The 26,207-nt window shown below is 32.7% G+C and carries 25 protein-coding genes and 1 tRNA gene; 15 read left to right on the forward strand and 11 right to left on the reverse strand.

Translation table 11 applies throughout. The features are described 5' to 3' along the window. The first annotated feature begins 10 nt into the window (after nt 1-10). From BUE95_RS05750 to BUE95_RS05765, 4 genes are all read left to right on the forward strand, one after another. Complete coding sequence (locus tag BUE95_RS05750) at nt 11-2,026, forward strand: DUF3857 domain-containing protein (RefSeq protein ID WP_073582266.1); 2,016 nt, start codon at nt 11-13, stop codon at nt 2,024-2,026. A gap of 1 nt (nt 2,027) precedes the next feature. Further along, complete coding sequence (locus BUE95_RS05755) at nt 2,028-2,354, forward strand: nucleotide pyrophosphohydrolase (RefSeq protein WP_073582268.1); 327 nt, start codon at nt 2,028-2,030, stop codon at nt 2,352-2,354. Between the two features lie 92 nt (nt 2,355-2,446). Next, nucleotides 2,447-2,773: a DMT family transporter gene (locus BUE95_RS05760; RefSeq protein ID WP_073582270.1), complete on the forward strand. Its 327-nt coding sequence runs from the start codon at nt 2,447-2,449 to the stop codon at nt 2,771-2,773. Next, nucleotides 2,773-4,020 (forward strand): 3-phosphoshikimate 1-carboxyvinyltransferase, encoded by a 1,248-nt coding sequence (locus BUE95_RS05765; protein WP_073582272.1) that lies wholly within the window; start codon nt 2,773-2,775, stop codon nt 4,018-4,020. Before BUE95_RS05760 ends, BUE95_RS05765 begins: the two co-directional genes overlap by 1 nt. 7 nt (nt 4,021-4,027) lie before the next feature. Here BUE95_RS05765 and BUE95_RS05770 read toward each other — a convergent pair. Beyond that, nucleotides 4,028-4,101: transfer RNA gene (locus BUE95_RS05770), tRNA-Pro, on the reverse strand. Between the two features lie 151 nt (nt 4,102-4,252). On the opposite strand from BUE95_RS05770, the gene queA reads away from it, so the two are divergent. The 5 genes from queA to BUE95_RS05795 all read left to right on the forward strand — a co-directional run bounded on the left by queA (nt 4,253) and on the right by BUE95_RS05795 (nt 9,044). Beyond that, nucleotides 4,253-5,302 carry a tRNA preQ1(34) S-adenosylmethionine ribosyltransferase-isomerase QueA gene (queA, locus tag BUE95_RS05775; RefSeq protein ID WP_073582274.1) on the forward strand — a complete coding sequence of 350 codons (1,050 nt, stop codon included), beginning with the start codon at nt 4,253-4,255 and terminating at the stop codon, nt 5,300-5,302. Between the two features lie 136 nt (nt 5,303-5,438). Next, nucleotides 5,439-6,719 carry a kynureninase gene (gene kynU / locus BUE95_RS05780; protein ID WP_073582276.1) on the forward strand — a complete coding sequence of 427 codons (1,281 nt, stop codon included), beginning with the start codon at nt 5,439-5,441 and terminating at the stop codon, nt 6,717-6,719. An 82-nt stretch (nt 6,720-6,801) separates the two neighbouring features. After that, the gene (locus tag BUE95_RS05785; protein WP_073582278.1) at nt 6,802-7,164 is read left to right on the forward strand and encodes a four helix bundle protein; all 363 of its coding nucleotides are present in this window, start codon (nt 6,802-6,804) and stop codon (nt 7,162-7,164) included. An 80-nt stretch (nt 7,165-7,244) separates the two neighbouring features. Beyond that, nucleotides 7,245-8,321: an agmatinase family protein gene (locus BUE95_RS05790; protein WP_073582280.1), complete on the forward strand. Its 1,077-nt coding sequence runs from the start codon at nt 7,245-7,247 to the stop codon at nt 8,319-8,321. 84 nt (nt 8,322-8,405) lie between these two features. After that, nucleotides 8,406-9,044, forward strand: coding sequence for a hypothetical protein (locus BUE95_RS05795; RefSeq protein WP_073582282.1), 639 nt, complete (start codon nt 8,406-8,408; stop codon nt 9,042-9,044). Here BUE95_RS05795 and BUE95_RS05800 read toward each other — a convergent pair. The 4 genes from BUE95_RS05800 to BUE95_RS05815 all read right to left on the reverse strand — a co-directional run bounded on the left by BUE95_RS05800 (nt 9,039) and on the right by BUE95_RS05815 (nt 12,847). After that, nucleotides 9,039-10,571 carry a cryptochrome/photolyase family protein gene (locus BUE95_RS05800; protein WP_073582284.1) on the reverse strand — a complete coding sequence of 511 codons (1,533 nt, stop codon included), beginning with the start codon at nt 10,569-10,571 and terminating at the stop codon, nt 9,039-9,041. The two genes, BUE95_RS05795 and BUE95_RS05800, sit on opposite strands and share 6 nt — an antisense overlap. After that, entirely contained in the window at nt 10,572-11,864 is a 1,293-nt protein-coding gene (locus BUE95_RS05805) for a DASH family cryptochrome (RefSeq protein WP_073582286.1), read from the reverse strand. Between the two features lie 210 nt (nt 11,865-12,074). After that, nucleotides 12,075-12,212 carry a DUF2256 domain-containing protein gene (locus BUE95_RS05810; protein ID WP_073582288.1) on the reverse strand — a complete coding sequence of 46 codons (138 nt, stop codon included), beginning with the start codon at nt 12,210-12,212 and terminating at the stop codon, nt 12,075-12,077. Beyond that, nucleotides 12,212-12,847, reverse strand: a complete 636-nt coding sequence (locus BUE95_RS05815; RefSeq protein ID WP_073582290.1) for a flavin reductase family protein — start codon at nt 12,845-12,847, stop codon at nt 12,212-12,214. The genes BUE95_RS05810 and BUE95_RS05815 overlap by 1 nt, the downstream gene beginning before the upstream one ends. A 149-nt stretch (nt 12,848-12,996) precedes the next feature. Here BUE95_RS05815 and BUE95_RS05820 point away from each other — a divergent pair, with 149 nt between their 5' ends. After that, nucleotides 12,997-14,337 (forward strand): FAD-dependent oxidoreductase, encoded by a 1,341-nt coding sequence (locus tag BUE95_RS05820; protein ID WP_073582292.1) that lies wholly within the window; start codon nt 12,997-12,999, stop codon nt 14,335-14,337. 127 nt (nt 14,338-14,464) lie between these two features. Continuing rightward, the gene (locus BUE95_RS05825; protein ID WP_073582294.1) at nt 14,465-17,710 is read left to right on the forward strand and encodes a S41 family peptidase; all 3,246 of its coding nucleotides are present in this window, start codon (nt 14,465-14,467) and stop codon (nt 17,708-17,710) included. Between the two features lie 43 nt (nt 17,711-17,753). Here BUE95_RS05825 and BUE95_RS05830 read toward each other — a convergent pair whose 3' ends face one another. The 3 genes from BUE95_RS05830 to BUE95_RS05840 are packed head-to-tail and all read right to left on the reverse strand — an operon-like array spanning nt 17,754 to nt 20,005. Then, on the reverse strand, nt 17,754-18,116 hold the full coding sequence (locus BUE95_RS05830; protein WP_073582296.1) for a cupin domain-containing protein: 363 nt from the start codon (nt 18,114-18,116) through the stop codon (nt 17,754-17,756). 3 nt (nt 18,117-18,119) lie between these two features. Then, nucleotides 18,120-18,488, reverse strand: a complete 369-nt coding sequence (locus tag BUE95_RS05835) for a DMT family protein (RefSeq protein WP_073582298.1) — start codon at nt 18,486-18,488, stop codon at nt 18,120-18,122. Beyond that, nucleotides 18,488-20,005 (reverse strand): helicase HerA-like domain-containing protein, encoded by a 1,518-nt coding sequence (locus BUE95_RS05840; protein ID WP_073582300.1) that lies wholly within the window; start codon nt 20,003-20,005, stop codon nt 18,488-18,490. The genes BUE95_RS05835 and BUE95_RS05840 overlap by 1 nt, the downstream gene beginning before the upstream one ends. A gap of 141 nt (nt 20,006-20,146) precedes the next feature. On the opposite strand from BUE95_RS05840, the gene BUE95_RS05845 reads away from it, so the two are divergent. Both BUE95_RS05845 and BUE95_RS05850 read left to right on the forward strand, forming a co-directional pair. Continuing rightward, nucleotides 20,147-20,779, forward strand: coding sequence for a 7-carboxy-7-deazaguanine synthase QueE (locus BUE95_RS05845; protein ID WP_073582302.1), 633 nt, complete (start codon nt 20,147-20,149; stop codon nt 20,777-20,779). A 4-nt stretch (nt 20,780-20,783) separates the two neighbouring features. Continuing rightward, the gene (locus BUE95_RS05850) at nt 20,784-21,161 is read left to right on the forward strand and encodes an energy transducer TonB (protein WP_073582304.1); all 378 of its coding nucleotides are present in this window, start codon (nt 20,784-20,786) and stop codon (nt 21,159-21,161) included. Nucleotides 21,162-21,224: 63 nt separating this feature from the next. Here BUE95_RS05850 and BUE95_RS05855 read toward each other — a convergent pair whose 3' ends face one another. Continuing rightward, complete coding sequence (locus tag BUE95_RS05855; RefSeq protein ID WP_073582478.1) at nt 21,225-21,929, reverse strand: class I SAM-dependent methyltransferase; 705 nt, start codon at nt 21,927-21,929, stop codon at nt 21,225-21,227. Between the two features lie 80 nt (nt 21,930-22,009). Between BUE95_RS05855 and BUE95_RS05860 the strand changes: the two genes are divergently transcribed. Further along, complete coding sequence (locus BUE95_RS05860) at nt 22,010-22,507, forward strand: YkgJ family cysteine cluster protein (protein WP_073582306.1); 498 nt, start codon at nt 22,010-22,012, stop codon at nt 22,505-22,507. Nucleotides 22,508-22,579: 72 nt separating this feature from the next. On the opposite strand, the gene BUE95_RS05865 is transcribed toward BUE95_RS05860, so the two are convergent. Further along, nucleotides 22,580-23,152, reverse strand: a complete 573-nt coding sequence (locus BUE95_RS05865) for a hypothetical protein (RefSeq protein ID WP_073582308.1) — start codon at nt 23,150-23,152, stop codon at nt 22,580-22,582. A gap of 17 nt (nt 23,153-23,169) precedes the next feature. Further along, nucleotides 23,170-24,402 (reverse strand): exo-beta-N-acetylmuramidase NamZ family protein, encoded by a 1,233-nt coding sequence (locus BUE95_RS05870; RefSeq protein WP_073582310.1) that lies wholly within the window; start codon nt 24,400-24,402, stop codon nt 23,170-23,172. Nucleotides 24,403-24,485: 83 nt separating this feature from the next. On the opposite strand from BUE95_RS05870, the gene BUE95_RS05875 reads away from it, so the two are divergent. Then, complete coding sequence (locus BUE95_RS05875; protein WP_073582312.1) at nt 24,486-25,718, forward strand: ABC transporter permease; 1,233 nt, start codon at nt 24,486-24,488, stop codon at nt 25,716-25,718. Nucleotides 25,719-26,207 lie beyond the last annotated feature (489 nt).

Here is a 26,207-nt window from a genome sequence, read left to right on the forward strand (position 1 = left end):
AACCTATAAAATGAAAAATTTATTTATTTATTTATTTATCCTGAACCTTAATTTATTTTATTCTCAAGAATATAAATTGGGAAAAGTTACCATTGATGAATTAAAAGAGAATGAACATAAATTAGAAAAGGATGCAAGTGCTTGTAAAATCTTTAGTAAGGCTAAAACATATATGGTTTATAATAACGATAAAGGTTTTGAATTAGTTACCGAAGTAGAAAATAAGATAAAGATTTACAAGACAGATGGATTAAAATTTGCAAATTTTTCAGTTGATTTCTATAGTTATGGATCAGATAAAGAGATTGTGAATTTTTCAGATGCAGTTACTTATAATTTAGTAGCTGGTAAAATTGAAAAGACAAAGCTAAAAAGTGAAGGAGAATTTACGGAAAGAATAAACAAATATAATCAAGTAAAAAAAATTACTATGCCTAATGTTAAGGTTGGGTCTATAGTAGAATATAAATATACCATTAAGTCACCTTTTGTTTCTCAAGTTAAGGATTGGTATTTTCAGGATTTAATTCCTGTAGATTATTCTAGTTTTCAAATAAGGATTCCAGAATATTACACATATAATAGCTTTACAAAAGGATCTTTAAATATTAAGAGTATTAAGAACACAGTCTCTTCAAGTTTAACAATTAATAGTAAAGAGCGACAATCTACGAGTCGAGGAAGAACAGTTTCTACTGAGTTTTCACAATCAAAGGTTGATTTTAAGGAAAATATTTCTAATTTTGAGATTCATGATGTTCCTTCAATAAAAGAAGAGACGTTTGTAAAGAATCTTGCAAATTACATTGGTGGTGTAACTCATGAATTAGCGTCGATACAATATCCAAATGAACCTTTTAAACTGCTTTCAACTTCTTGGGAAGAGGTTGCTAAAAATATTAATTTATCTCAGGATTTTGGAGGTGAGTTAAGTAAAATGAGTTATTTTGAAGATGATATTAATAAGTTATTAGTAGGGAAAAATTCTGATCAAGAAAAGATGATATCTATTTTTGAGTTTGTGAAAAATAATTTCAAATGGAATGGCTATTTTGGGATTTATACTGATGAAGGATTAAAGAATACATATAAGAATAAAATTGGAAATGTTGCAGATCTTAATTTATTGCTTACAGCTATTTTGAGATTTTCAAAGTTAAATGCTCATCCCGTTTTGATTAGTTCTGTGTCAAACGGAATACCACTTTTTCCATCAAGAACTGCTTTTAATTATGTCTTGGCTGGAGTTGAGATAGAAGGTAGAACAATTTTACTTGATGCTACTGATAAGTTTTCTCATTTAAATATTTTGCCTTATAGAGCAATTAACTGGAGAGGGAGAATGATATATGAAAATGGAGGCTCAAAGGAAATTGATTTAGAGCCTACTGTCGTTTCAAAAGACAATATTATTATGGATTATTCTGTATCCACATCAGGAAGTATTCAAGGTACTATTAAAAGACAGTTAACGGATTACAATGCCTATAATTATAGAAATGATTATGGTTTACTCAATGATGAATCTGTTATTGAGAAAAAAGAAAAATCACTTGGCGGTATTGTAATTGATAACTATAATAAAGAGAATGCGGACAATTTAAATGCGGCTGTTATTGAATCCTTTGACTTTGAGGATAATAAGAATGTTGAGGTTATAGGGGATAAAATTTATATATCACCTCTTCTGTTTTACGCTTTAGATTCTAACCCTTTTAAAAGTGACAATCGTACTTTTCCAATAGAATTTGCATATCCACATTCAGATAAATATATTATAACTTTGCAAATACCTGAGGGTTATGTAGTTGATTATGTTCCTGAAACTGAGAATCTGTTTTTTGCTGATAAGATTTTGTCACATAGATATATCGTTAATAAAGATGAAAAAACTCTTAAGTTCATGATTCAAGACGATGTTAATGTTACTATTTTATCCTCAGAATTTTATCCAGACTTGAAGGAATACTATAATAAAAAGTGGATTAAACAAAATGAGAAAATTGTGTTGAAAAAGAAGATATAATATGAACCTAAAAAACGCGCAACAAGAAGTCGATAATTGGATAAAAGAACACGGTGTTCGCTATTTTAATGAGTTAACTAATATGGCGCAACTTACTGAAGAAGTAGGAGAAGTCGCTCGAATTATTGCTCGCAGATATGGCGAACAATCAGAGAAGGAAAGTGATAAAAACAAAGATCTTGGTGAAGAACTCGCCGATGTAGTTTTTGTAGTTTTATGTTTAGCGAATCAAACAGGAGTGGATTTACAAGCTGCTTTCGATAAGAAAATGGATTTAAAAACCAAACGCGATCACGATAGACATCATAATAATGAGAAACTAAAATAAGGTAAATGGTGATGGGTTAAAGGTAAAAGGTCACTTGTTGATGTTGAAACTCCCTTAACCTTTCTCTTTTAACCTTTCACCCTTATAAAAACATGAATTGGATTTTACTCATCATAGCAGGTTTGTTTGAAGTAGGCTTTGCAACTTGCCTAGGAAAAGCAAAAGAAACAACAGGAAATAGTTCTTTATTTTGGTACGGAGGTTTTTTAGTTTGTCTTTCTGTTAGCATGATTTTATTAGTGAAAGCGACAAAAGAATTGCCTATCGGTACAGCTTACGCAGTTTGGACCGGAATCGGTGCTGTAGGAAGTGTTTTAGTGGGGGTCATTGTTTTTAAAGAGCCTGCAACTTTTTGGCGTGTTTTCTTCATCTGTACGTTAATTTTATCCATAATCGGATTAAAAATGGTAACCAAATAATGAAATTATTACTTCCATTATCCCGTACTAAGCCTTCAGCATCCATTAAAATAACGGGTAGTAAATCTGAAACGAATAGATTGTTGTTGTTGCAGGCATTATACCCAAATTTAGTTTTGGAGAATACTTCAAATTCTGATGATTCTGAAGTCATGTTGAAAGCATTGAAAAACTCCCAACTCCCAACTTCCAACTCCCAACTCATAGATGTTCATCATGCGGGTACTGCTATGCGTTTTTTAACCGCTTTCTTTTCTATACAAGCGGGTAAAGAAGTTGTGTTAACTGGGTCATCTCGTATGAAAGAACGTCCCATAAAAATTTTGGTAGAGGCTTTAAATAAGTTGGGTGCCGAAGTTATTTATGAAGAAGAAGAAGGTTTTCCGCCAGTTCGTATTAAAGGGAAAAAGTTGGTCAAAAATAAAGTATCACTTCCTGCTAATGTAAGTAGTCAGTATATTTCAGCATTACTTTTAATTGCGCCAAAATTAGAGAATGGCTTAGCATTAGTTTTGGAGGGCGAAATTACTTCTGTTCCTTATATCAAAATGACGTTAGCTTTGTTGCATGAAATTGGAGTAGAAACTTCTTTTATCGGGAATACAATTGTTGTTCAACATGCTAAATTTGTTTCAGCATCTCAATTAACGGTTGAATCCGATTGGTCATCTGTTTCGTATTGGTATTCTATTGTTGCTTTATCAAAAGTGGGTACTCAAATGATACTCTCTAGTTATAAAGAAAATAGTTTACAAGGTGATAGTACATTAGTAGATATTTATCAAGATTTTGGTGTTGCAACTTCATTTAATAATGATAACTCAATAACAATATCAAAATTTAAAACTCATAACTCATTGCCTTTAATTTTTGATCTTAGAGATTCACCTGATATTGCTCAAACCATTGCTGTTACTTGCTTTGGATTAGGAGTGGGCTGTGAATTGAATGGACTACACACTTTAAAAATTAAAGAGACCGATAGATTAGAAGCTTTAAAAGTAGAGTTGACGAAGTTAGGTGCTAAGGTTACGGTTACAAATGAAAAATTGATACTAGAATCTTCAAGTACTATCAAAGAAAATGTAGAAATTGCAACTTATCAAGATCATAGAATGGCTATGGCATTTGCTCCATTAGCATTGAGAGTTCCTATTCAAATTAATGAAGCTGAAGTAGTTTCTAAATCGTATCCGGATTTTTGGGAAGATTTGAGAAAAGCAGGATTTACTATTGAAGAAATTTAAAAGAAAGTCGGGATGACTGGATTCGAACCAGCGACCCCTAGCACCCCATGCTAGTACGCTACCAGGCTGCGCTACATCCCGAAATTTTTGCAAAAATAATAACTTTAATTAGATTTATAAAAAATAAATAACAAATTACTTGACAACCCCTATTTTCAGATTGTATATTTGCAACCGTTTTTAGTAAGATGCAAGTCTTATATACTAAATTCTTAATACTTAATACTAAACTATGAAATTATCACATTTCAATTTCAATTTGCCAGAAGAATTATTAGCTGAATTTCCTACTGAAAACAGAGATGAATCTCGTCTAATGGTAGTGAATAGAAAAACAGGAACAATTGAGCACAAATTATTCAAAGACGTTATCGATTATTTTGATGATGGTGATGTAATGGTGTTGAACAATACAAAGGTTTTTCCAGCTCGTTTATATGGAAATAAAGAAAAAACAGGTGCTCGTATTGAAGTTTTCTTACTAAGAGAATTAAATGCGGAACAACGTTTATGGGATGTTTTAGTTGATCCAGCGCGTAAAATTCGTATTGGAAATAAATTATATTTTGGTGATGACGATTCTTTAGTAGCTGAGGTAATTGACAATACTACCTCTCGTGGGAGAACATTACGTTTCTTATACGATGGGTCCTATGAAGAATTCAGAGAAAAATTAGTTGAGCTTGGAGAAACTCCAATTCCTAAATACATCAATCGTGAAGTCACTCCAGAAGATGCAGAACGCTACCAAACGATTTATGCAAAAGAGGAAGGTGCTGTTGCAGCTCCGACTGCTGGTTTGCATTTTTCTAAACATTTATTAAAGCGTTTAGAAATCAAGGGTGTGGATTTTGCAGAAGTAACATTGCATGTTGGTTTAGGAACTTTTAATCCAGTTGAGGTAGAAGATTTATCTAAGCACAAAATGGATTCTGAAGAAATGATAATTACGCAAGAAGCTTGTGATATTGTTAATAATGCGAAAGCGAATAAGAAAAAAATCTGTTGTGTGGGGACTACATCCATGCGTGCTATGGAAAGTTCTGTTTCTTCACAAAGGACTTTAAATCCGTATACAGGTTGGACCAATAAATTTATTTATCCACCTTACGATTTTAGTATTGCAGATTGTATGATTACTAACTTTCATACGCCAAAATCAACTTTGCTAATGATGATTTCGGCATTTTGTGGTCATGACTTAATGATGAAAGCATATAAAGAAGCCATTCAAGAAAAATATCGTTTTTACTCATATGGAGACGCAATGTTAATTATATAATTTCTGAAAATCTCAATCGAAAGGTTGGGATTTTTTTTTCCAGTAATCTTTCGAATTCAAATTCCTTTTTGCCTTTTTTTAAAAGTTGGTCACCTACTAACTTTTCTCTATTTTTGCTAAACAAACAAACAAGAAAATGATTTTTGAAAACAATCGCAAATTTGCACAAAGTTTAGACGCTCAAGACGAATTAAGAAAATATAGAGATGAATTTTATTTTCCTAAGGTTAATGGAAAAGAAGTACTATATTTTACAGGAAATTCTTTAGGACTTCAACCCAAAAGAGCCAAAACCTATGTAGATGAAGTTATGAGTGATTGGGCAAATATGGCTGTAGAAGGTCATTTTTATGCTGATAAGCCTTGGTGGGATTATCAAGAACGATTCGCTGTTCCTTTAAGCGAAATTGTTGGGGCAAAGCCAACTGAAGTTGGTGTTATGAATACCTTAACTGTGAATCTTCACTTGTTAATGGTGTCTTTCTATAATCCAACGCCAAAGAAATATAAAATCATTTGCGAAGAAAAAGCGTTTCCAAGCGACCAATACATGTTTCAAAGTCAAGTGAAGTTTCACGGTTATGATCCAAAAGATGCTATTGTTGAAATCAAACGTAGAGAAGGAGAAGCTAATATTCGTTTAGAAGATGTTTTGGCCAAAATTGAAGAAGTTGGAAGTGATTTGGCGTTAGTCTTAATAGGTGGAGTCAATTATTACACAGGTCAAGTTTTTGATATGCAAACCATAACAGCAGCTGGACAAAAACATGGAGCTTATGTGGGTTGGGATTTAGCGCATGCAGCTGGAAATATCAAATTAAATTTACACGATTGGAATGTAGACTTCGCCGCTTGGTGTAGTTATAAATACATGAATTCAGGACCAGGGAATGCATCGGGATTCTTTGTCCACGAAAAACATCATAACGATAAAGAATTAAAACGTTTCGCGGGTTGGTACGGACACAACAAAGAAAGAAGATTCAAAATGGAACCAGATTTTGATCCGGTTCACGGAGCAGATGGTTGGCAAGTAAGTAATCTTCCGATTTTGTCTTTAGCACCTTATTTAGCTTCGGTAGAAATGTTTGCTGAAGTAGGAATGGATAAATTAATTGCAAAACGAAATTTAATTACTTCTTATTTGGAATTTATTCTTCATGAAATCGACAAAGAATTAGAAGGTGCAGATTTTGAAATTATCACACCATCAAATCCTAGAGAACGTGGTTGTCAATTATCCGTTTATCTTCACGGACAAGGACGAGAATTATTCGACCGATTAATGAAAAACGGTGTAATCACCGATTGGAGAGAACCAAATGTAATTCGCTTAGCGCCAGCACCATTCTATTGTTCTTTCGAAGATATGTACGAATTTGGGCAAATATTGAAAAGATTAATTTTGGAGAAATAGATTTTCGGATTTTCGGATGTTCAGATTTTTAGACCATCAGAAAATCCACTATCCGAATATCTGAACATCATAAAAAAAAGCCATGCACAATTACAAAGAATTAGAAGTTTGGAAGGAAAGCATCAAGTTTTGTCCAGAAATTTATAAACTTGTTCGAAAATTACCTGAAGAAGAAAAGTTTGGATTAATTAGCCAATTGAAAAGAGCAGTCATTTCAATTCCATCCAATATTGCCGAAGGTTCAGCCAAATCATCTGACAAACATTTTATTATTTTTTTGGAAAATTCTTTAGGTTCGTGCTATGAAATAGAAACACAGTTGCTTGTTTGTGTAGAATTAAGCTTCATAACAGAGATTGAATACAACCAAATTATGGAGAAGCTATTTTCAATCATCAAAAAGTTAATAAAATTTATAAAGTATTTAAACGATAAAAATAAGTAGTAATGATTTTTAGATAATCGGATGTTCAGGTTTTCAGTCTGTCCGAACATCAGAATATCAGAAAATCCAATATCAAAAAAATGACCAAACAACAAATCATAGAAAATTTTGACCCATCACAACCTGGGTTAGCAGATGCAACCGTTTTTGGATTGCCATTCTCAGCAGAGCAAAGTGAAATTATTGTAGTTCCAGTGCCTTGGGAAGTAACAGTAAGTTATGGAGCCGGTGCTTCGGAAGGACCCGATGCGATTTTAGATGCTTCTTTTCAAGTAGATTTAAATCATCAAGAGTTCCCTGAATTATGGAAATTAGGAATTTACATGGATGAAGCGCCAGCACATTGGGCAAAGAATTCAGAAAAATATAAAAGTTTAGCCCAACCCATAATCGAAGCTTTAGAAAGTGGAGAAGATGTGGCAACTTTTCCGGCCTTACAAGCGGATCTAGATAAAATCAATAAAGTATGTAAGGAATTGCATCAAGAAGTAAAAGACCGCGTGTTGCATTGGATGAATCAAGGTAAAAAAGTAGTGCTTTTAGGTGGAGATCATTCAACTCCTCTTGGGTATTATCAAGCTTTAGCAACCAAATACGACAACTTTGGGATTTTACATTTAGATGCGCACATGGATTTACGTATTGCTTACGAAGGATTCACATATTCGCACGCTTCTATTATGTATAATGCGTTGCAAATTCCGCAAATTTCTAAAATTGTACAAGTTGGAATTCGCGATTTTTGTGAGCAAGAAGTGGAAGTGGCATTGAAAGACAACGTATTAGTGCATACCGATATGGATTTAAAGCAAGAAGCTTTTGAAGGCAAAACGTGGCAACAACAATGCGACCAAATCATCGCTTCATTACCAGAAAAAGTTTGTATTTCGTTTGATATTGACGGCATGTATCCTTGGTATTGCCCCAATACAGGAACTCCAGTTCCGGGTGGATTTTCATTTGAGCAAGCCGCTTATTTGTTTAGTCGTTTAGCTGAAACGAATAAAGAAATCATCGGATTTGATTTAGTTGAGGTTGCTCCAGGCGATGACGATTGGGACGGAAATGTAGGAGCAAGAATGTTGTTCCACATGTGTGGGGCTTTTGCGAAATCTCAGAAAATGAATGTGGGGAATAAAATTAAATTTAATAAGTAAAGTTTAATTTGAATATATAAAGTCAGACTGAAGTTGTTTTAGTTTGACTTTTTAATTTAATAACTTCTTTATAGTCTAAAATAAATGATAGAATTAGGTTTTTTATTTTTAATAATTGCGGGTAGTTATGCATACTCCTTGAGGTTTTGGAAGAAAAACCAATTTAGATTTTCGGCATTTAAATCTAGCTGTTTAAAATATTTACACTATTTTACATTAATTTTATCATTGTCTTTTGCTTTTATTAATTATAGTTTAAGGGGAATTTGGACGACTCAAATTGTAATTATAGTTTCAATTTTTATTGGAGTATTTTACAATTTGATTGCTCAAAAATCGGTTTTAAATAAGGTGGAAAAATATTATTTCACTTTTTTAAGTTTTTTTCCTATTCTATTTTTTGGATTAGTTTTAATTCCGATGATTGGTTTTATAATTGTAGTTTCCCTAATCGGACAATTATTTAATCCAGTGGATAAAATTTATTATGAAGATAATAAATTAAGAATTCAAAGCAGTTTTGTTGGGGTTATGGCACCTCCAAGAATTAAAGTTTATAAAAAAATTGGAATTTTTGAAAAGGAATATAAAGATGAAAATTTAAATTTTGAAGACATTGATTCAATAAAGGTTGATTATAAAAATGATATTGCAAATATGTATATCTGGTATGAATATCATAAAAATCCAAATAAACCTGAGGAATTTAAAATTAAACTATAAACTTCCCAAATCCTCCAAAATCAATATCGCTTTTTCTTTCGTCGCTGCTAATTCTTCTGGTTTCATTTTTCTTAGTAAGGCTAGCATCATGCTCATTCTTTGATTATTGGCAAAATGCTGCTTTTTCTCATCTAAAAAATGCCAATACAAACTGTTAAACGGACAGGCTTTTTCGCCCAATTTCTCTTTTACGTTGTAATGACAACTACCACAATAATTGCTCATCTTATTGATGTAACTTCCCGAAGAAACATAAGGTTTGGTTGCCACAATTCCACCATCCGCATATTGACTCATACCTCGAGTATTCGGCATTTCAACCCATTCAATTGCATCGATGTAAACTCCTAAATACCATGCATCTACTTCGTCAGGATGCAATTGGGCTAACAAAGAAAAATTCCCAATCACCATCAATCGCTGAATATGATGCGCATACGCTTCCGATAAACTTTGGGAAATCGAATGTTGTAGGCATTTCATTTTGGTTTTTCCGGTCCAAAAGAATTCAGGTAGCGGATTGTAGTTTTCTAGTGCGTTCATTTGGGCATAATTGGGCATTTCTTTCCAATAAATTCCTCTAACATATTCACGCCAACCAATAATTTGTCGCACAAAACCTTCTACTTGGGTCAATTCAATGGTTTCTTGATTTTGATAATAATACGAAATCACAGCATTAACCACTTCTTTGGGGCTAATCATTTTGGAATTCATCGCAAAAGACAAACGGGAATGAAAAAGAAATTTATGTCCAGAAAATAAAGAATCTTGATAGGTTCCAAAATGCATTAACAAATGCTCACAGAAATAGTCTATCAGTTGTAAACTTTCGCTTCTGGAAGTTGACCAATTGAAATTTTCAGCATCAATACTTCCAAAAGTGGTGATGTTTTGCCCTTCAATTTCAGCAATAAGTTTACTCACGTTTTTATGAAATTCCAATGGAAACGGAATCGGGACTTCGTTTTTATATTGATTGCGGTTGTTGTGGTCAAAGTTCCATTTTCCGTCTAGCGGTTGGTCGCCTACCATTAAAACATCGTGTTTTTTTCGCATCATGCGATAGAAACTTTCCATCAAAAGTTGCTTTTTCCCTTTGAAAAAATCAGCCAATTCATTTCTAGAAGTATAAAAATGTTCGGAGTCAACTGCATTTGTCGGAATCGAAAGTTTTTCGCAGATGGATTTCAATTGTTCATCCAAACGGTATTCATCAGGAAGTTGGTATTCAAATTGCTCGATTGTATTCTTTTCAACCAAATCCAAAATCAAATGTTCCAAATTATGAGGATTATGGGTATCCGAAATTTTATAATAAATCACTTGATGACCTTTATGTATTAATTCCTCTGAAAAATTTCGCATTGCTAGAAAAAATGCCACCACTTTTTGAATATGATGTTTCACATAATCCGTTTCCTGACGCATTTCTGCCATTACATACATCACATTCGGATTGACTTCATCAAACCAAGAATGTTGTGAATTGAGTTGGTCACCCAAAAGTAATCGAAGTATTTTCATCTAAAATAATTCTGGAATTAACCACATTTTCTGAAATTTCCCATCGCTATCGTACATTTCCGCTTGACGTTTGATGTTGAATTTTCTGTCTCTAGGGTCGTTACTTACCCCCGCATTGTACATCCAATTACCATAATTGCTGTGTACATCGTAATCTATCAACATACTTTCAAAATAAGCTGCGCCAATGCGCCAATCTTGTTCCCATTCTTTAGCCCAATAACTTGCTACATTTTGACGGCCGCGATTGCTCATCCAACCTGTTTTTTGCAATTCAATCATGTTGGCATTCACGAAATGTTCGGTTGTATTCCCATTCGTCCATTGATTGAAAGCTTTTGTATTTTGATTCCAATGGTATTCTTTTTGTAAAATTCCATTCAATTGGAAAATTTTATTGCAGTGTTTTAACGAAATGTATTTAAAATAATCACGCCAAATCAATTCGAAAATCAACCAATACGTATCTTCGTTTTTGACAATTTTTTTCTCAAATTGTTGGACTTCCCAATAAATCATGCGTGCTGAAATACTGCCATTTGCCAACCAAGCCGAAAGTTTTGAACTATAATCTTTTCCAACCAAACCGTTTCGAGTTTTTTTATAAACGGCTAGTTTTTTGGTGTCCCAAAAGTAGTCTTTGATTCTTTTTTTAGCTTGATTTTCTCCACCTTTAAATGGAAAAGCGGTTTTATTTGGTTGTTTAAAATCATCAAATTCTAAATCTTCTAAAGTTGGAATATTTGTTTTTTCTTCAATTAGATTTGAAATTGGTTTCGCTGAAATGGCAACTGTTGGTCGTACTCGAATTTTCTTTTCCAATTGCTTTCTAAACTCTGTAAAAACTTCTGGAATTTTCTCCCAGTCTTCATAAGGAACATCATCAGGATGAAATAAGAATTGGTCGTAATACGTTTTCCAATTTACAGCTGGAATTAAATTTCGCACTTCAGTTTCAACATCCACCTCTTCTTGCGTCCATTCGTTTTGACTATAAATCGTGTCAATTTGATATTTTGCCGCTATTTCAGGAATTAATTGTTCGGGATAACCGTAATAAACTAATAAGGAGATATTCTTTTCTGCTAAATTTTGTTTTAATTCTACTAAAGTTTCTAAAAGGAATTGGGTTCTAAATTTTTCTGTTTTTTTGAAACCGTATTGAGTTATTTCGAAATGTCTCGGATCTAAGCAATAAATGCCAATTACTTTTTCATTTTCTCTACAAGCATTGTACAACGAATGATTGTCAATCGTGCGCAAATCGTTTCTAAACCATACTAATCCGTTCATAATTTTTAGATTTTTAGATTTTTTGATTTTGGATTTTCGGATGGTTTACGTTCCATTTTCAGAATATCTGAATTTCCGAACATCGTTGTTTATTTTAGCTCGCGAAGACGCTAAGTCGCGAAGGTTTTTTAAAAGTTTAATTTTTTAGAAGCTTTTAATGATTTCTCTTATTTCTCAAATCTGTGTTCCGAAAATCCGAAAATCTGAATATCAATTCTTGTTTTTCCTACATTTATCACTACAATACACAACTTCTTCCCAGTTTTTCTCCCATTTTTTTCGCCATGAAAAAGGGCGTTGACAGGTTTTACATATTTTTTCGGGAAGATTTACTTTTTTATGAGCCATTATAACATCGAAGATGATGGTTTGTCAGGTCGCGCATAATGAAATCTATCGGATAATTTCGGAACAGCATAACCATCTAAACCGTTAATAGCTACCACATTTCCTTTGTCTAATTGCATCCAATTGTCATCATGAAAGAGTTTTTCATCAGCATAAATAGTTTCAATCGAGGCGATAATGTGAATACAATCGTTTTCTTCAATTTTGTATTCGTTTACATACTTGCAAAGTAATTGAACTGGACTTCCTTTTACAAAAGGTACTTTATGTTGGTCTATAAATTCAGGTTCTAAATTGGTTTTGTCGAATTCTGAAATGTGTTCGTCATAACTCGAAGACGTATGATGTGCATCTGCTATCATTTCTTCTGAAATGTGATTTACGGTAAAATAACCTATTTCTTTTAGGTTTTTATAAGTGTCTCTTGGTACAGTTGTTGGTCTTAAAATGAATCCTAATAATGCAGGTTCGCTTCCTAAATGTGTAACACTACTAAAAACAGCAACATTTAAAACGCCTTCAATTGAAACGGTTCCTATTAAATTTGCCGATTTGTAGCCCGTAACACAGTTCACTAAGTTTAATCGGGGAACTTTTGACATTTGGGATAAATTTTCTTTTGTAATCTTTCTCATAGCAATTTTTATTCAAAGATACTTTTGTTTAATTAAAAACAAAAATAATTAAACAAAAATTAAATACAAAAGTGAAAAATCTCATAAAAGTCAGGCTTAGAAATTTATTATTCCGTATTTTTGCAGTCCAAATTTTTACAAAAGTCTTCATGCAAACGCCACAAAAAATTGCTGTTGTAGGTTCTGGATTAGTAGGAACTTTATTAGCAATCTATTTAAAAAGAGCAGGACACACCGTTCATGTTTACGACCGAAGTCCTGATATTAGAACGGTTGAGTTTTCGGGTCGTTCCATTAATTTGGTGATGTCAAATCGAGGTTGGAAAGCATTGGAAGATGTGGGTTTAGATCAAGAAATTAGAAAAATCGGAATTCCAGTTGATAAAAGAGCCATTCATTTACAAGATGGAAAGCTGAATTATCAATATTACGGAAAAGAAGGTGAAGCTATTTTTTCTTTATCAAGAGGCGTTTTGAATAGAAAAATGGTGGATTTGGCGGAAGCTGAAGGTGTGGAATTTTTCTTCGAACGTAAAATTTGGGATGTAACCTTAGCCACCGCAACTTTATGGGAAGGCGAAACGGAACAAGCTGAGTGGAGCGAACTAAAATACGATAAAGTTTTTGGAGCCGATGGTGCTTTTTCGAGAATTCGTCACAGAATGCAACGTCAATCGATGTTTGATTATTCGCAAGAATTCATGAAAATTGGTTATAAAGAATTGCATATTCCTGCCAATGCCGATGGTTCTCCAAAAATTGATATTCATTCCTTACATATCTGGCCAAGAGGTAATTTCATGTTGATGGGATTAGCTAATTTGGACAACTCGTTTACTTGTACTTTGTTCATGCCGATTGAAGGCGAAAATTCGTTTGAATCGTTAACCAACGAAGAAAAATTAGTTTCGTTTTTCGCGACTTACTTTCCAGATACAAAAGATGTAATTCCAGATTTAGTGCGTGATTTTTTCAGAAATCCGAATAGTTATTTGGCGATTATGAAATGTTTCCCTTGGACATTTAATGATAAAATTGCTTTAATTGGTGATTCAGCTCATGCGATTGTCCCTTTTTATGGTCACGGAATGAATGCAGGTTTTGAAGATATAACCATTCTGAATGAATTAATGCAACACTATGGTGATGATTGGGATCGAATTTTCAAAGCTTACGAAATTTCAAGAAAACCAAATGCAGATGCCATTGCCGAACTTTCCAGAAGAAATTTCGAAGAAATGAGTGCAAAAACTGCGGATGCAAATTTTTTATTGCAAAAGAAAATTGAAAAATGGTTTTCTGACAAACACCCAGAAAGATGGACACCATTGTATAGCCGTGTAACTTTTAGTTTACAACCTTACTCTGAAGCGCTTGCTATAGGAGATTTTCAAAATGAAATCATGCAAGAGGTCTTGAAAATGGATAATATTCAAGAAAATTGGAATTCTGAAGAAGTTGAGAATAAAATTTTAGAGATGCTAGAATAGTTTTAAAAGTGTACATATAAGATTTTTATTTTCCATATCGTTCTGATAATTGCGGATTTTTGTAACGAAATTTTAAAAAATACTACAAACTAAAGTATGATTTAATTACAATCGAAAAACTAATCTTATGAATTTTAAAAAACTATTTTTTTGTTTGCAATTTTTAATGCTAGCGAGCATTTCTTTTGCACAGGATACTGCACTTTGGTTGCGTTACCCTTCCCTTTCTCCAGATGGCAAAACAATTGCTTTTGGTTATAAAGGTGATATTTATTTGGTTGACGCTCAAGGAGGAACGGCAATTCCATTAACGATTCATGAAGCACATGATATGATGCCTATCTGGAGTAATGATAGCAAATCAATTGCTTTTGCAAGTGATAGACATGGTAATTTTGATGTTTTTGTTATATCGGTAAGCGGTGGAAATCCAACACGATTAACCTATAATAGTGCGGCAGATTATCCATATGATTTTTCTCCAGACGATAAAAATGTATTATTTGGTAGTTCTAGACAAACAAGTCAAGCTAACATTCGTTTTTACTCACCTCGTTTATTTCAAAATTTGTACTCAGTAAATGTTACTGGTGGAAAACCTATTCTTATTACGGAAGGAGGAATTGAGTTTGCCAAATATAATACGGCAGGAACCAAAATTATTTTTCAAGACAGAAAGGGTTATGAAGATCCGTTAAGAAAGCATCACACAAGTAGTGTAACTAGAGATATTTGGATTTATGATTTAAATAATCAAACATTTACAAAGGTAAGTAATTATGTTGGTGAAGACCGTGAGCCCGTTTTTAGTAATGATGACACGAATGTTTATTATTTGAGTGAAGCAGATGGGAGTAATCAAAATCTCTACAAACAAAGAATTGATTCAAAAACAGCTACAGCCTTAACAACTTTTAAAAATAATCCTGTAAGACATTTAAGTATTTCGAATGACAATAAGTTGTGTTTCACAAATGATGGTCAAATTTTTACTATGGTTGATGGAGAAAAGCCTCAAAAAATTTCTGTTATAATTCAGAATGACGGTAAATCAAATGCAGAGAAAAATTTACCATTATCTGGAAATATTAGTGAATTTGTTCCCAGTCCAGATGGTAAAGAAATTGCATTTGTTTCTAGGGGAGAAGTTTTTGTTGTTAATGCAGAAGGAGGTACTACCAAAAGAATAACTAATACACCAGAACAAGAACGTTATGTTCAATGGTCGCCTGACGGGAAAAAATTAATTTATGCTGGTGAAAGAGGTGATAGTTGGGATATTTATGTGTCTACCATTGAAAGAAGTGAAGAAAAATACTTTTATGCGGCTACAGTTTTAAAAGAGGAGAAAATTATTGGTACAGATAGAGAAGAATTTTTGCCAAAATTTAGTCCCGATGGAAAAGAAATAGCTTATATAGAAGAAAGAAATCTTGTAAAGGTATATAACATAGCCTCCAAAACATCAAGAACTATTTTACCAGAGGGAAGAAATTATAGTTATTCTGATGGTGATTTTGGTTTTAATTGGAGTGAAGATAGTAAGTGGCTTTTTGTAGACGACAGTATGGGGAATTTTTCGATATCACATACAGCGATGATTAAAGCGGATGGTTTGGAGACGCTATATCCTATAATGAGTGGTTTTGGTGAAGATTCTGCTAAGCAACAAATTGGAGGTAAAGCTTTAGCATGGTTAAGCAGCAAAGAAGGAAGAAAATCATTAGCTCATCAAGGAAGTCGTGAAGTTGATGTTTATGCCGTATTTTTTGATAAAAATGATTATGATTATTTCAAATTATCTAAGGAAGATGCACTACTTTTAAAAGAAAAAGAAGAGGCTAATAAGAAAGATAATGAACCAAATGATAAAAAAAGTGAAAAAGTTAAGTCTGTAAAAAAGGAAGAAATGAAATCATGGAATCCTAATGTCACTAATCTAGAAACTAGAAAAGTTCGAGTTACAATAAACAGCTCTTCAATTGCTGATTTTGTGTTTAATGAAGATGGGAGTAAACTATTTTACTTAGCAGCTTTTGAAAAAGGTTTTGATCTTTGGGTAACAGAAACAAGAACTAAGGAAACAAAAATCTTAGCTAAACTAGGAGGTACCGGTAGTAAATTGTTTTTGAGTAAAGATGGTAAAACACTCTTTGTGAATAATGGTGGAAGACTTACTAAAATTGATGTTGAGGGTGGAAAAACATCATCTATAGATGTTAGTTCTGATTTGGTTTTGAACCCACAAGCAGAAAGAAATTATATTTATAATCATATGTGGCGCCAAACAGCAAAAAAATTCTATGATCCTAAATTGCATGGCGTTGATTGGAATATGTACAAAGAAACGTATGCGAAGTTTTTACCACATATTAATAATAACTATGATTTTCAAGAATTATTAAGTGAAATTTTAGGTGAATTGAATGCTTCTCATACAGGAGGAAGATATACACCTCAAGCTAGTAACCCAGATATTACTGCAACATTAGGATTGTTGTTCGATCAAAAGAGTAATGAAAACGGTTTAAAAGTTACAGAAGTTATATTAGGAGGGCCTTTTGATAAGGCTAATTCGAAAGTAACAGCAGGTGCAGTAATTACCAAAATTGACAATGAAGTGCTTTCGAATGCTGTAGATTGGGCAAAATTCTTAAATCGTAAAGTAGGTAAGAATACTTTAATAAGTGGAATTGATGCAAATGGAGTCTCATTTCAAGAATCGATAAAACCAATTTCATTTGGTGAGGAGTCAACTTTAATGTACAACAGATGGATTAGAAGAATGAATGCTATTGTTGAAAAGTTAAGTAATGGAAAAGTTGGTTATGTACACGTACAAGGAATGAACGATGGTAGTTATAGAGAAGTTTACGACCAAGTAATGGGTAAAAATTTTGATAAGAAAGCGTTAATTGTAGATACAAGATTTAATGGAGGAGGGTGGCTTCATGATGATTTATATACATTATTAAGTGGAAAACGATATTTAGACTTCGCGCCTCAAGGAAATGTTTTAAAAGATGCAGAGCCAATTGGAAAATGGACAAAACCTAGTTGTGTTTTAATGTCGGAGGGTAACTATAGTGATGCATTTATTTTCCCATATATTTATAAGCAAAATGGAGTAGGTAAGCTAATTGGAGTAGGAGTTCCTGGGACTGGAACAGCTGTTTGGTGGGAAACACAAATTGATCCAACATTGATTTTTGGGATTCCGATGGTAGCTACTATAGGTAAAGAAAATAGACCTACTGAAAATCTCCAAGTGGAACCGGATATTTATGTTGGTTTATCTTATGAGGATTTTTTAAAAGGTAAGGACACGCAACTAGAAAAAGCTGTTGAAGAAATGCTTAAGACAATAGAATAATTAAAAAAAGCTCCCAAATCCTTAAAATTGGGAGCTTTTTGATTTATTCTTCTCTATTAACAGCATTCATGCTAAAGGCTGGTGTGCAAATCGCCAAATATTCACAAGGTTCATCAAATGGATTAGAATATTGAACTCGAGTGTTTTTCTCAATTTTAATCGATTGACCTGCTTCTAAAACTATTGTTTCATCTTCGATGATAAATTGCTTTTTTCCTTTAATGATATAGGTGTATTCATCAAATTCTGGAGTTTGAAAAGGTTCACTCCAACCCGGTGGTGCAATCATGTGCGCAATTGAAATCGCTGAATTGTTTGTAGTTGCTAATCCATGATGCTCTTCAATTAATTTGCCATCAGTGGTTGGAACTACGAATGGAGCTTTTTGGATAAAATACTTTTTCATGTCTTACTTTTTAAAAATAAAATAAACAGCTAATACTAAAAAACAAAATCCTACGGCATGATTCCATCTGAATGTTTCGTTTTTGAAAAACAGTAATGAGAAAATAACAAAGATGACTAACGTAATTACTTCTTGAATCACTTTCAATTGCATTAATGAAAAAGGACCGCCATTGCCTTCGTAACCAATTTTATTCGCAGGAACTTGAAAGAAATATTCAAACAACGCCAATCCCCAACTGATTAAAACAACGGTAATTAATCCCGCGTTTTCGAACCATTTTAATTCTTTAAATTTTAGATGACCATACCAAGCTAATGTCATGAAAACATTGGAAAGAATCAATAATCCTATTGTAATAAAACTCTTCATTATTTTTTTAGCATTTTCATTAGTAAGCCAAATGCTCCTCGAATGAAACTTGCACTTGTAACTACTTTGGTAATTGATTTCCCAACTACTTCAGCGGTACTAGGTTCTTCTTTTGTTCTTCGAGTAGGTTTTTCTGCTTCTAGTTCTGCAGCGACTTCTTGCGCTTCGACAATTTTTTTGTTTAATAATTCGTAAGCACTATCTCGGTCAACAACTTCATTATATTTCTTCGCTAATTTCGATTTTACGATACTGGCTTCGATTTCACTTTCCGTTAAAACATCCATTCGACTCATTGGTGCTCGCATCATGGTTGCTACTAAGGGCGTTGGTGTTCCTTTTTCGCTTAATGCGGTTACAAAAGCTTCTCCAATTCCTAATGAAGTTAATACTTCATCCGTTACATAAAAATTAGTATCAGGATAATTTTCAGCGGACATTTTAATTGCTTTTCTATCGTTTGCTGTGAAAGCTCTTAATGCATGTTGAATTTTTAAACCTAATTGTGCCAGAACGCCTGTAGGAACATCCATCGGATTTTGCGTAATGAAATACACTCCAATTCCTTTCGAACGAATTAATTTCACAATCGTTTCAATTTGGCTTAACAACGTTTTACTTGCTTCGTCAAAAATTAAATGCGCTTCGTCAATAAAAATCACTAATTCTGGACGTCCAGTGTCGCCTTGTTCGGGCATGGTGTTGTAAATTTCGGCTAATAAACTCAACATGAAAGTTGAAAATAATTTCGGTTTATCTTGAATGTCTGTTAAACGCATGATGTTCACGTAACCATTTCCGTTTTCGTCAATTCGCATTAAATCTTGAATATCGAATGATTTTTCGCCAAAGAATAATTCCGCACCTTGTTGTTCTAATTCAATAACTTTTCTCAAAATCGAACCAGTTGAACTAGTTGAAATTCTTCCGTATTCGGCTTCAAATTCGGCTTTCCCTTCTTCGGTTGCGTAATTAAGTACTTTTTTGAAATCTTTCAAATCCAATAATGGCAAACTATTATCATCACAATATTTAAAAATGATTGAAACTACGCCAGATTGCGTATCATTCAAATCTAATATTCGAGAAAATAAAACCGGTCCAAATTCAGAAACCGTAGCTCTTAATCGAACGCCATTTTGTTCGGAAATCGTCATTAATTCCACTGGAAAAGCTTTCGTTTCATATGGAATTGAAATTTTAGCATGACGTTCTGTAATAAACGATTTTTCTTCACCGGGCATTGCAATTCCAGAGAAATCACCTTTGATATCCATCATCAAAATAGGAATTCCATTTTGTGATAATTGTTCGGAAAGCACTTGAATGGTTTTGGTTTTTCCAGTTCCAGTTGCTCCTGCAATTAATCCGTGACGGTTTAAGGTTTTTAATGGAATGTTTACGTGCGTATTTGGAACCGCTTCGCCATCAAAAATTCCACCACCTAATGTGATGAATTCGCCTTTACAGGCGTAACCTTCGTTTATATGTTTGCTAAAATCTTCTGTCTTGCTCATATTGATGTATTTTGAATTTCAAATGTAGTTAAAATCGGAGGAAATTTCAAGGACAAAGACAAGTACAATTTCAAAATTCTGAGGGCTAATTTCAAAATTCTAACTTCCAAGTCGTATCTTTGCCCACTATTTTTATTTAAGATGTTACAAAAAGAAGTACAATTAGCGGTTGAAAAAGGCGAAATGTTGCCTTTAATGGAGGAGTTTTACACAATTCAAGGCGAAGGTTATCATACAGGAACAGCAGCTTATTTTATTAGAATTGGTGGTTGTGATGTAGGATGCCATTGGTGCGATGTTAAAGAAAGTTGGAATGCGGAATTACACCCTCCAACGAATACCGATTTGATTGTTGCCAATGCCAAAAAATACGCTGATACTGTAGTGGTAACAGGAGGAGAGCCTTTGACTTGGGACATGACGTTATTGACTTCAAAATTAAAAGTACAAAATTTAAAAGTACATATTGAAACTTCTGGAGCTTACGAGGTTTCTGGAACTTGGGATTGGTTTTGTCTATCTCCAAAGAAAAATAAATTACCTGTTCAAAGCGCTTACGATATCGCTAATGAATTAAAAGTAATCATCTACAATAAACACGATTTTATTTTTGCCGAAGAACAAGCGGCTAAAGTAAATCCAAATGCGATTTTATTTTTACAACCTGAGTGGAGCAAAAAAGAAGAGATGACACCTTTGATTGTTGATTATGTAATGAACAATCCAAAATGGAGAGTTTCGCTACAAACCCATAAATATTTGAATATTCCTTAATTATATGAAGAAGTTTTTAGTATTAGCCGTATTTGTTTTGTTTTCTAATCTTTGTTTTTCTCAAATTGGTGGAGAAGATGAGGTGTATTTAGGAGGTGATTTTATTGATGCAAAATTTCAAAATGAAGGAGTTGAGAAGTTTTATAATTATATAGTTACTAATTTTGACACTACTACTGTGGAGAAAAAGGGACAAATCATATTCGAATTTACTGTAAATGAAAATGGTGATGTAAAAAATATAAAAATTTTGAGAGATTTAGGAGCTGATTCTGCTATGGAATTAATTCGCGTTCTACGAAAGGCTCCAAAATGGCAACCTGCTTCAAGAGGAGGAAAGCCTGTTAGTATAAATTTAAAAATGCCCTTGACATTTAAATAATCAAAAAAATCCCAAATAGTGTCTAACTTTTTGGGGGCAGTGCAGTTTTTGGATTTTTTATTTTTATAAAGTTAGTATCGCTAAATAATCAAAATGTTTCCCTTCTAAAATCAATTTGCATTTTAAACCATTTGCAATTGCGGCATTTTGTAGCGTGTTATAATCCAAATACAACCAATCAAAAGTGTCTTCGGTTTCACCTTTATATTGAATAGTGAAGGTTAATTCGCCATAATAACCATTCGCAGGGACTTCGTAAGCCCCATCTTCATCTTGGTCGTACATATAAATTAAGTCCGAACTATCAATTAAAATTTGTCCGCCTTCGTTTAAAAGTGATTTTAGTTTTTGCAAGAACTTCGAAATCTGATTCATTTTTCCGAAAATTCCAGTTCCGTTCATTAAAAGTAAGATAGTATCGAATTTTTCTGAAGCGTCTAAATCCAAAACATCTGAAACTTTACATTTTTTCAAACCTCGCAATTCACAAGCCTTAATAGCATTTTTAGAGATATCAATTGCGGTAACGTCAAAACCTTTTTCTTGCAAATACAAAGCGTGACTTCCAGCGCCGCAACCAACATCTAAGACTTTTCCTTTGGCTAATTGTAACGCTTTTTGTTCCAATTTTGGCATGTCTTTAAAATCGCGAAACAAATAAGCAACACTCATTTCATCGGCTTCCGAAATAGAAGTTTCGGTGATTAAATCTTCGGGAGAATTATTGGTTTGGTAATCTAAAATTGCTTTTCCAAAAAGGTCTTTCATGGTTTGTATTTCAAAATTCAACATTTGTTATTCTAAATTCGAAATTCAAAATCGTAACTTTGCACTAGAAAATTCATAAAATGCTAAAGCCAAATTTAAACGAACTCGGAAAACTTGCCAAAGATACGTATAACGAAACCAAAAAGTATTTTGACAAGTTAAAAAAGAAAACACCCAAGAATTTGGATTATGTAATGCAAGATTTACACGATGCCGAATTCAAAAAAACGGATTGTTTGGAGTGTGCCAATTGTTGCAAGACAACTGGACCATTATTTACTTCGGCTGATATTGAGCGAATTTCAAAGAGTTTTCGTCAAAAACCACAGCAATTTATCGACCAATATCTTCGCATTGATGAAGACAATGATTATGTGTTGAAAAGTGTTCCGTGTACGTTTTTAGATAGCGACAACAAATGTTTCATCTACGATGTTCGCCCAAAAGCCTGCCGAGAATTCCCACATACTGATAGAAAAAAATTCAATCAAATTACCGATTTGACTTTACTAAATGTTGCGATTTGTCCAGCTGCTTATAATATTGTAGAAAAAATGAAGGAGAAGTTGCCTCTTTAGTAAGTGGTCAGTGTTCAGTTGAAAGTGTTCAGTTTTTTCCAATCTTGTTATTCAGTAAGGTATTTCAAAAATTTAATTTAATCTTGTTGAGATAACTTCTATGTTTAAATCTTTTCCTTTACAAATAATTTTTGAAGTAACGGAAAAATCATTCAAAAGATAATTTGTCTTTTTAATTCCAATATTTTCTGGATTTAAATGTTCTAAGTATTCTTCTTTATTTTCGATTTTTAGTTTGGTAAATTTTCGATTTTTGTTTTCTGAATATCCTCTCAATTCATATGAATAATTTTCTTTATCGGAAATAATTAATATGTTATAATAAAATTTGTTTTTGGTAAAAGGTATATCAATTTGAACAGTGTCTTTTGGATTAAACTTACAATTAAAATTTTCGTAAACAACAAAATTTAAAAATCCTTCTTTAGATTTTAATTTGTTAATTTCTTCAGCAATATCTTTCCTGAATTCTAATATGAAATCAATATTTTTCTTTAAATCTTCTTGTTTGTAGATTGAAGAATCTGTTTCATTTAATTTGCTAATTATTAGATTGTTCCAATTATCAATCTGAATAGTTCTATTTTCTTTTAAACAACTTGAAAATATTAATAGAAGTAAAAGTAATAGTCTTTTCTCTTTCATCTTTTCTCTATTTTCTTCTACTCATAAATCAAATACTTCTTTCTTACTTCCTTAAACTGCTCCAAACCTTCTTGCCAAGTTTTTCTAATTTCTTTTTCGGTCATTCCGGCTTCAATTTGTTCGCGGAGTTTTTTGGTTCCGGCTAATTTGGTAAAGAAATCATTGAAGAAAACGGTTTTATCTGCTGTGTTTTCGTAAGCTTTCAATAACCACTTTAATTCTAATCGGTGTACTTTTCTAATTTCGGTTAAATCTTCTCCAAAGCATAACTTTCCATTATGAACAGGATCTTTCGCACCAAAATTTGGTTGTGGAGTAAAGCTGAAATCAAATTCGTTTTCAGGTAAAAATGGCGAACCGTAAATTTGAAATTGCTTTTCGGTACCCCGACCTAAACTTACATTCGTGCCTTCAAAAAAGCACAAACTCGCATATAAATTAATCGATTGATCGTTTGGTAAGTTTGGTGAAGGCTTCACGGGTAAGCTATATTTCATATCGTGCGAATAGTTCAAACAAGGTGCTACTTTCAAATCACATTGAATACTGTCTTTTAACCATTTTTCTCCGTTAATCATTTTCGCATATTCGCCAATTGTCATCCCATGTAAAACTGGAATTTCATGCATTCCAACAAAACTCTTATGTTCCTTTTCTAAAATTGGACCATCAATAATAGTTCCGTTCGGATTTGGGCGGTCTAAAACTAACAGCGGAATATTGTTTTCAGCGCAAGCTTCCATCACATAATGCAACGAAGAGATATAAGTGTAAAATCGAGCGCCAACATCTTGCAAATCGAAAACTAAGATATCAATTCCTTCTAATTGTTCAGGTTTTGGCTTTTTGTTGTTTCCGTAAAGGGAAATAATTGGTAAATTTGTTTTCGTGTCTTTTCCGTCAACGATTAATTCTCCTGCATCAGCTGTTCCTCTAAAACCGTGTTCAGGGGCATAAATTTTCTGAAGATTGATGTTTTGTTCGATTAAAAAATCGACTAAATGTTTTTCTTTTGAAAGAATTCCCGTCTGGTTCGTGACAATTCCAACGCGTTTGTCTTTTAATAATGGCAAATAACTATCAAAGTTTTCGGCACTGGTTTTAAAAGTGACATCTGTTGAAATTGAAGTCAAAATAGTATTATCATTACTCGTTTTAGTGTTTAGAATATTTCTTTTGCTACTTCCGCATGAAATAAAAAGGATCAGCAAGCTAAAACACGTTGTAAACTTAAATATATTGTATTTCATAACTATTTTTTAATCTGTATAAATCTCTGTCATCTCTGGCAGAAAACTTTATGTATATTTGCGTTAATTATAAATTAATAATTTTGAATTTAGAGTATTTTATAGCCAAAAGACTAATTGCTGCTAAAAGTTATAAAAGTAGTATTTCTTCGCCAATTATAAAAATTGCGATTACTGCCATTGCTATCGGAATTATTATGATGATTATGGCTGTAGCAACTGGTATAGGTTTGCAAGAAAAAATTCGTGAGAAAGTATCCGCTTTTAACGGGCACATTATTATTTCTAATTTTGACGACAATCAATCGCAAGTCACTACCGAACCTATTTCAATCAATCAAAGTTTTTATCCCAAATTCAAAAATGTAGAAGGAATCAGTCATGTACAAGCCGTGGCAAGTAAAGCCGGAATCATTCGCACAGAAAAAGCTTTCGAAGGTATCATATATAAAGGTGTTGGAAAAGATTATAATTTCACCAATCTAGAAGAATATTTAGTAGATGGTAAAATCCCAAATCTAAAATCCGAACTCAATACCGAAGTTCTGATTTCAGAATACTTAGCTAAAAGATTACATTTAAAGGTAGGAGATAAGTTTCTAACTTTCTTTATGAAAGAAAACGGAAAACTTCCTAATAAAAGAAACTTTCTGATTACTGGGATATTTAATTCAGGTTTTCAAGAATTTGATGCTACTTATGTTATTGGAGATATTAGACATGTTCAGCTTATTAATAAATGGAGTTCAACTGACGTGGGTGCGTTTGAAGTTTTTGTAGATGACTTTTCAAAGATCAAAGAAAAAGGAGATGATGTTTACAAAGAAATTCCGCCTACTTATAATAGTATAACCATCGAAGAAAAATTTTATAGCATTTTTGAATGGTTGAAATTATTTGATTTTAATATTCTAGTTATTTTAGTAGTGATGATTGTTGTTGCTACTATTAATATGGTAGTTGCTTTATTAGTTCTAATTTTAGAGCGCACCCAAATGATTGGTATTTTAAAAGCTATGGGTGCTAACAATTGGAATGTTCGAAAAATATTTCTTTACAACGCCTTCTACTTAATTGCGCGTGGGTTATTTTGGGGAAATCTAATCGCCATCTCATTGTTGCTAATTCAAAAAATATTTGGTGTGATTCAACTTAATCCTGAAAATTACTATGTAAATGAAGCGCCCGTAAGTATTAATTTGTTTCATATTGCATTATTAAATGTAGGAACCATTTTTGTTTGTTTGTTGGTGTTGCTTATACCTTCTTATATTATTACTAAAATTTCACCAGTAAAAGCAATACGTTTCGATTGATTTTCAAATCCATCTTATTTTTTTCTATACAATCCATCTTTGTGATTATTTTATTTAGCATGTTTTTAAAGGAAGTTCATTTGGTGGTTTTGTTTTTATTCTTTTTTTTAATTTCTAAAATAAACTTTAATTTAAGTTATTATATAGGTATTGTATAAAGTAAGTACAAGCTATATATGTAGTTGTTTGTTTAAAAGAGATTGTTAAGAGAGTTTATTTTTTTACATTATATATAGGTATGATAGATTCTTTGTTGCTGTATGTTTTGAGAGTTTAATTTTATTCTTACTGTAGTTAAAGTATTCGCATGTGTTTGGATAAAAAAACTTTCATCATTAAATCCTTGTTATCAGGATGTTAAGAAAAGTATCAAAAAAAAGGCAAAAAAAAGAAGCTAAAAGCCTTGTGGGAACGAAAAAGATTTCTACTTTTGCACCCGCATTAGAGCAGAAGTTCACACACAAACTGGAGAATTAAACAAGTCAAAAA

This window comes from Flavobacterium cucumis, from assembly GCF_900148835.1.
Lineage (GTDB): Bacteria > Bacteroidota > Bacteroidia > Flavobacteriales > Flavobacteriaceae > Flavobacterium > Flavobacterium cucumis.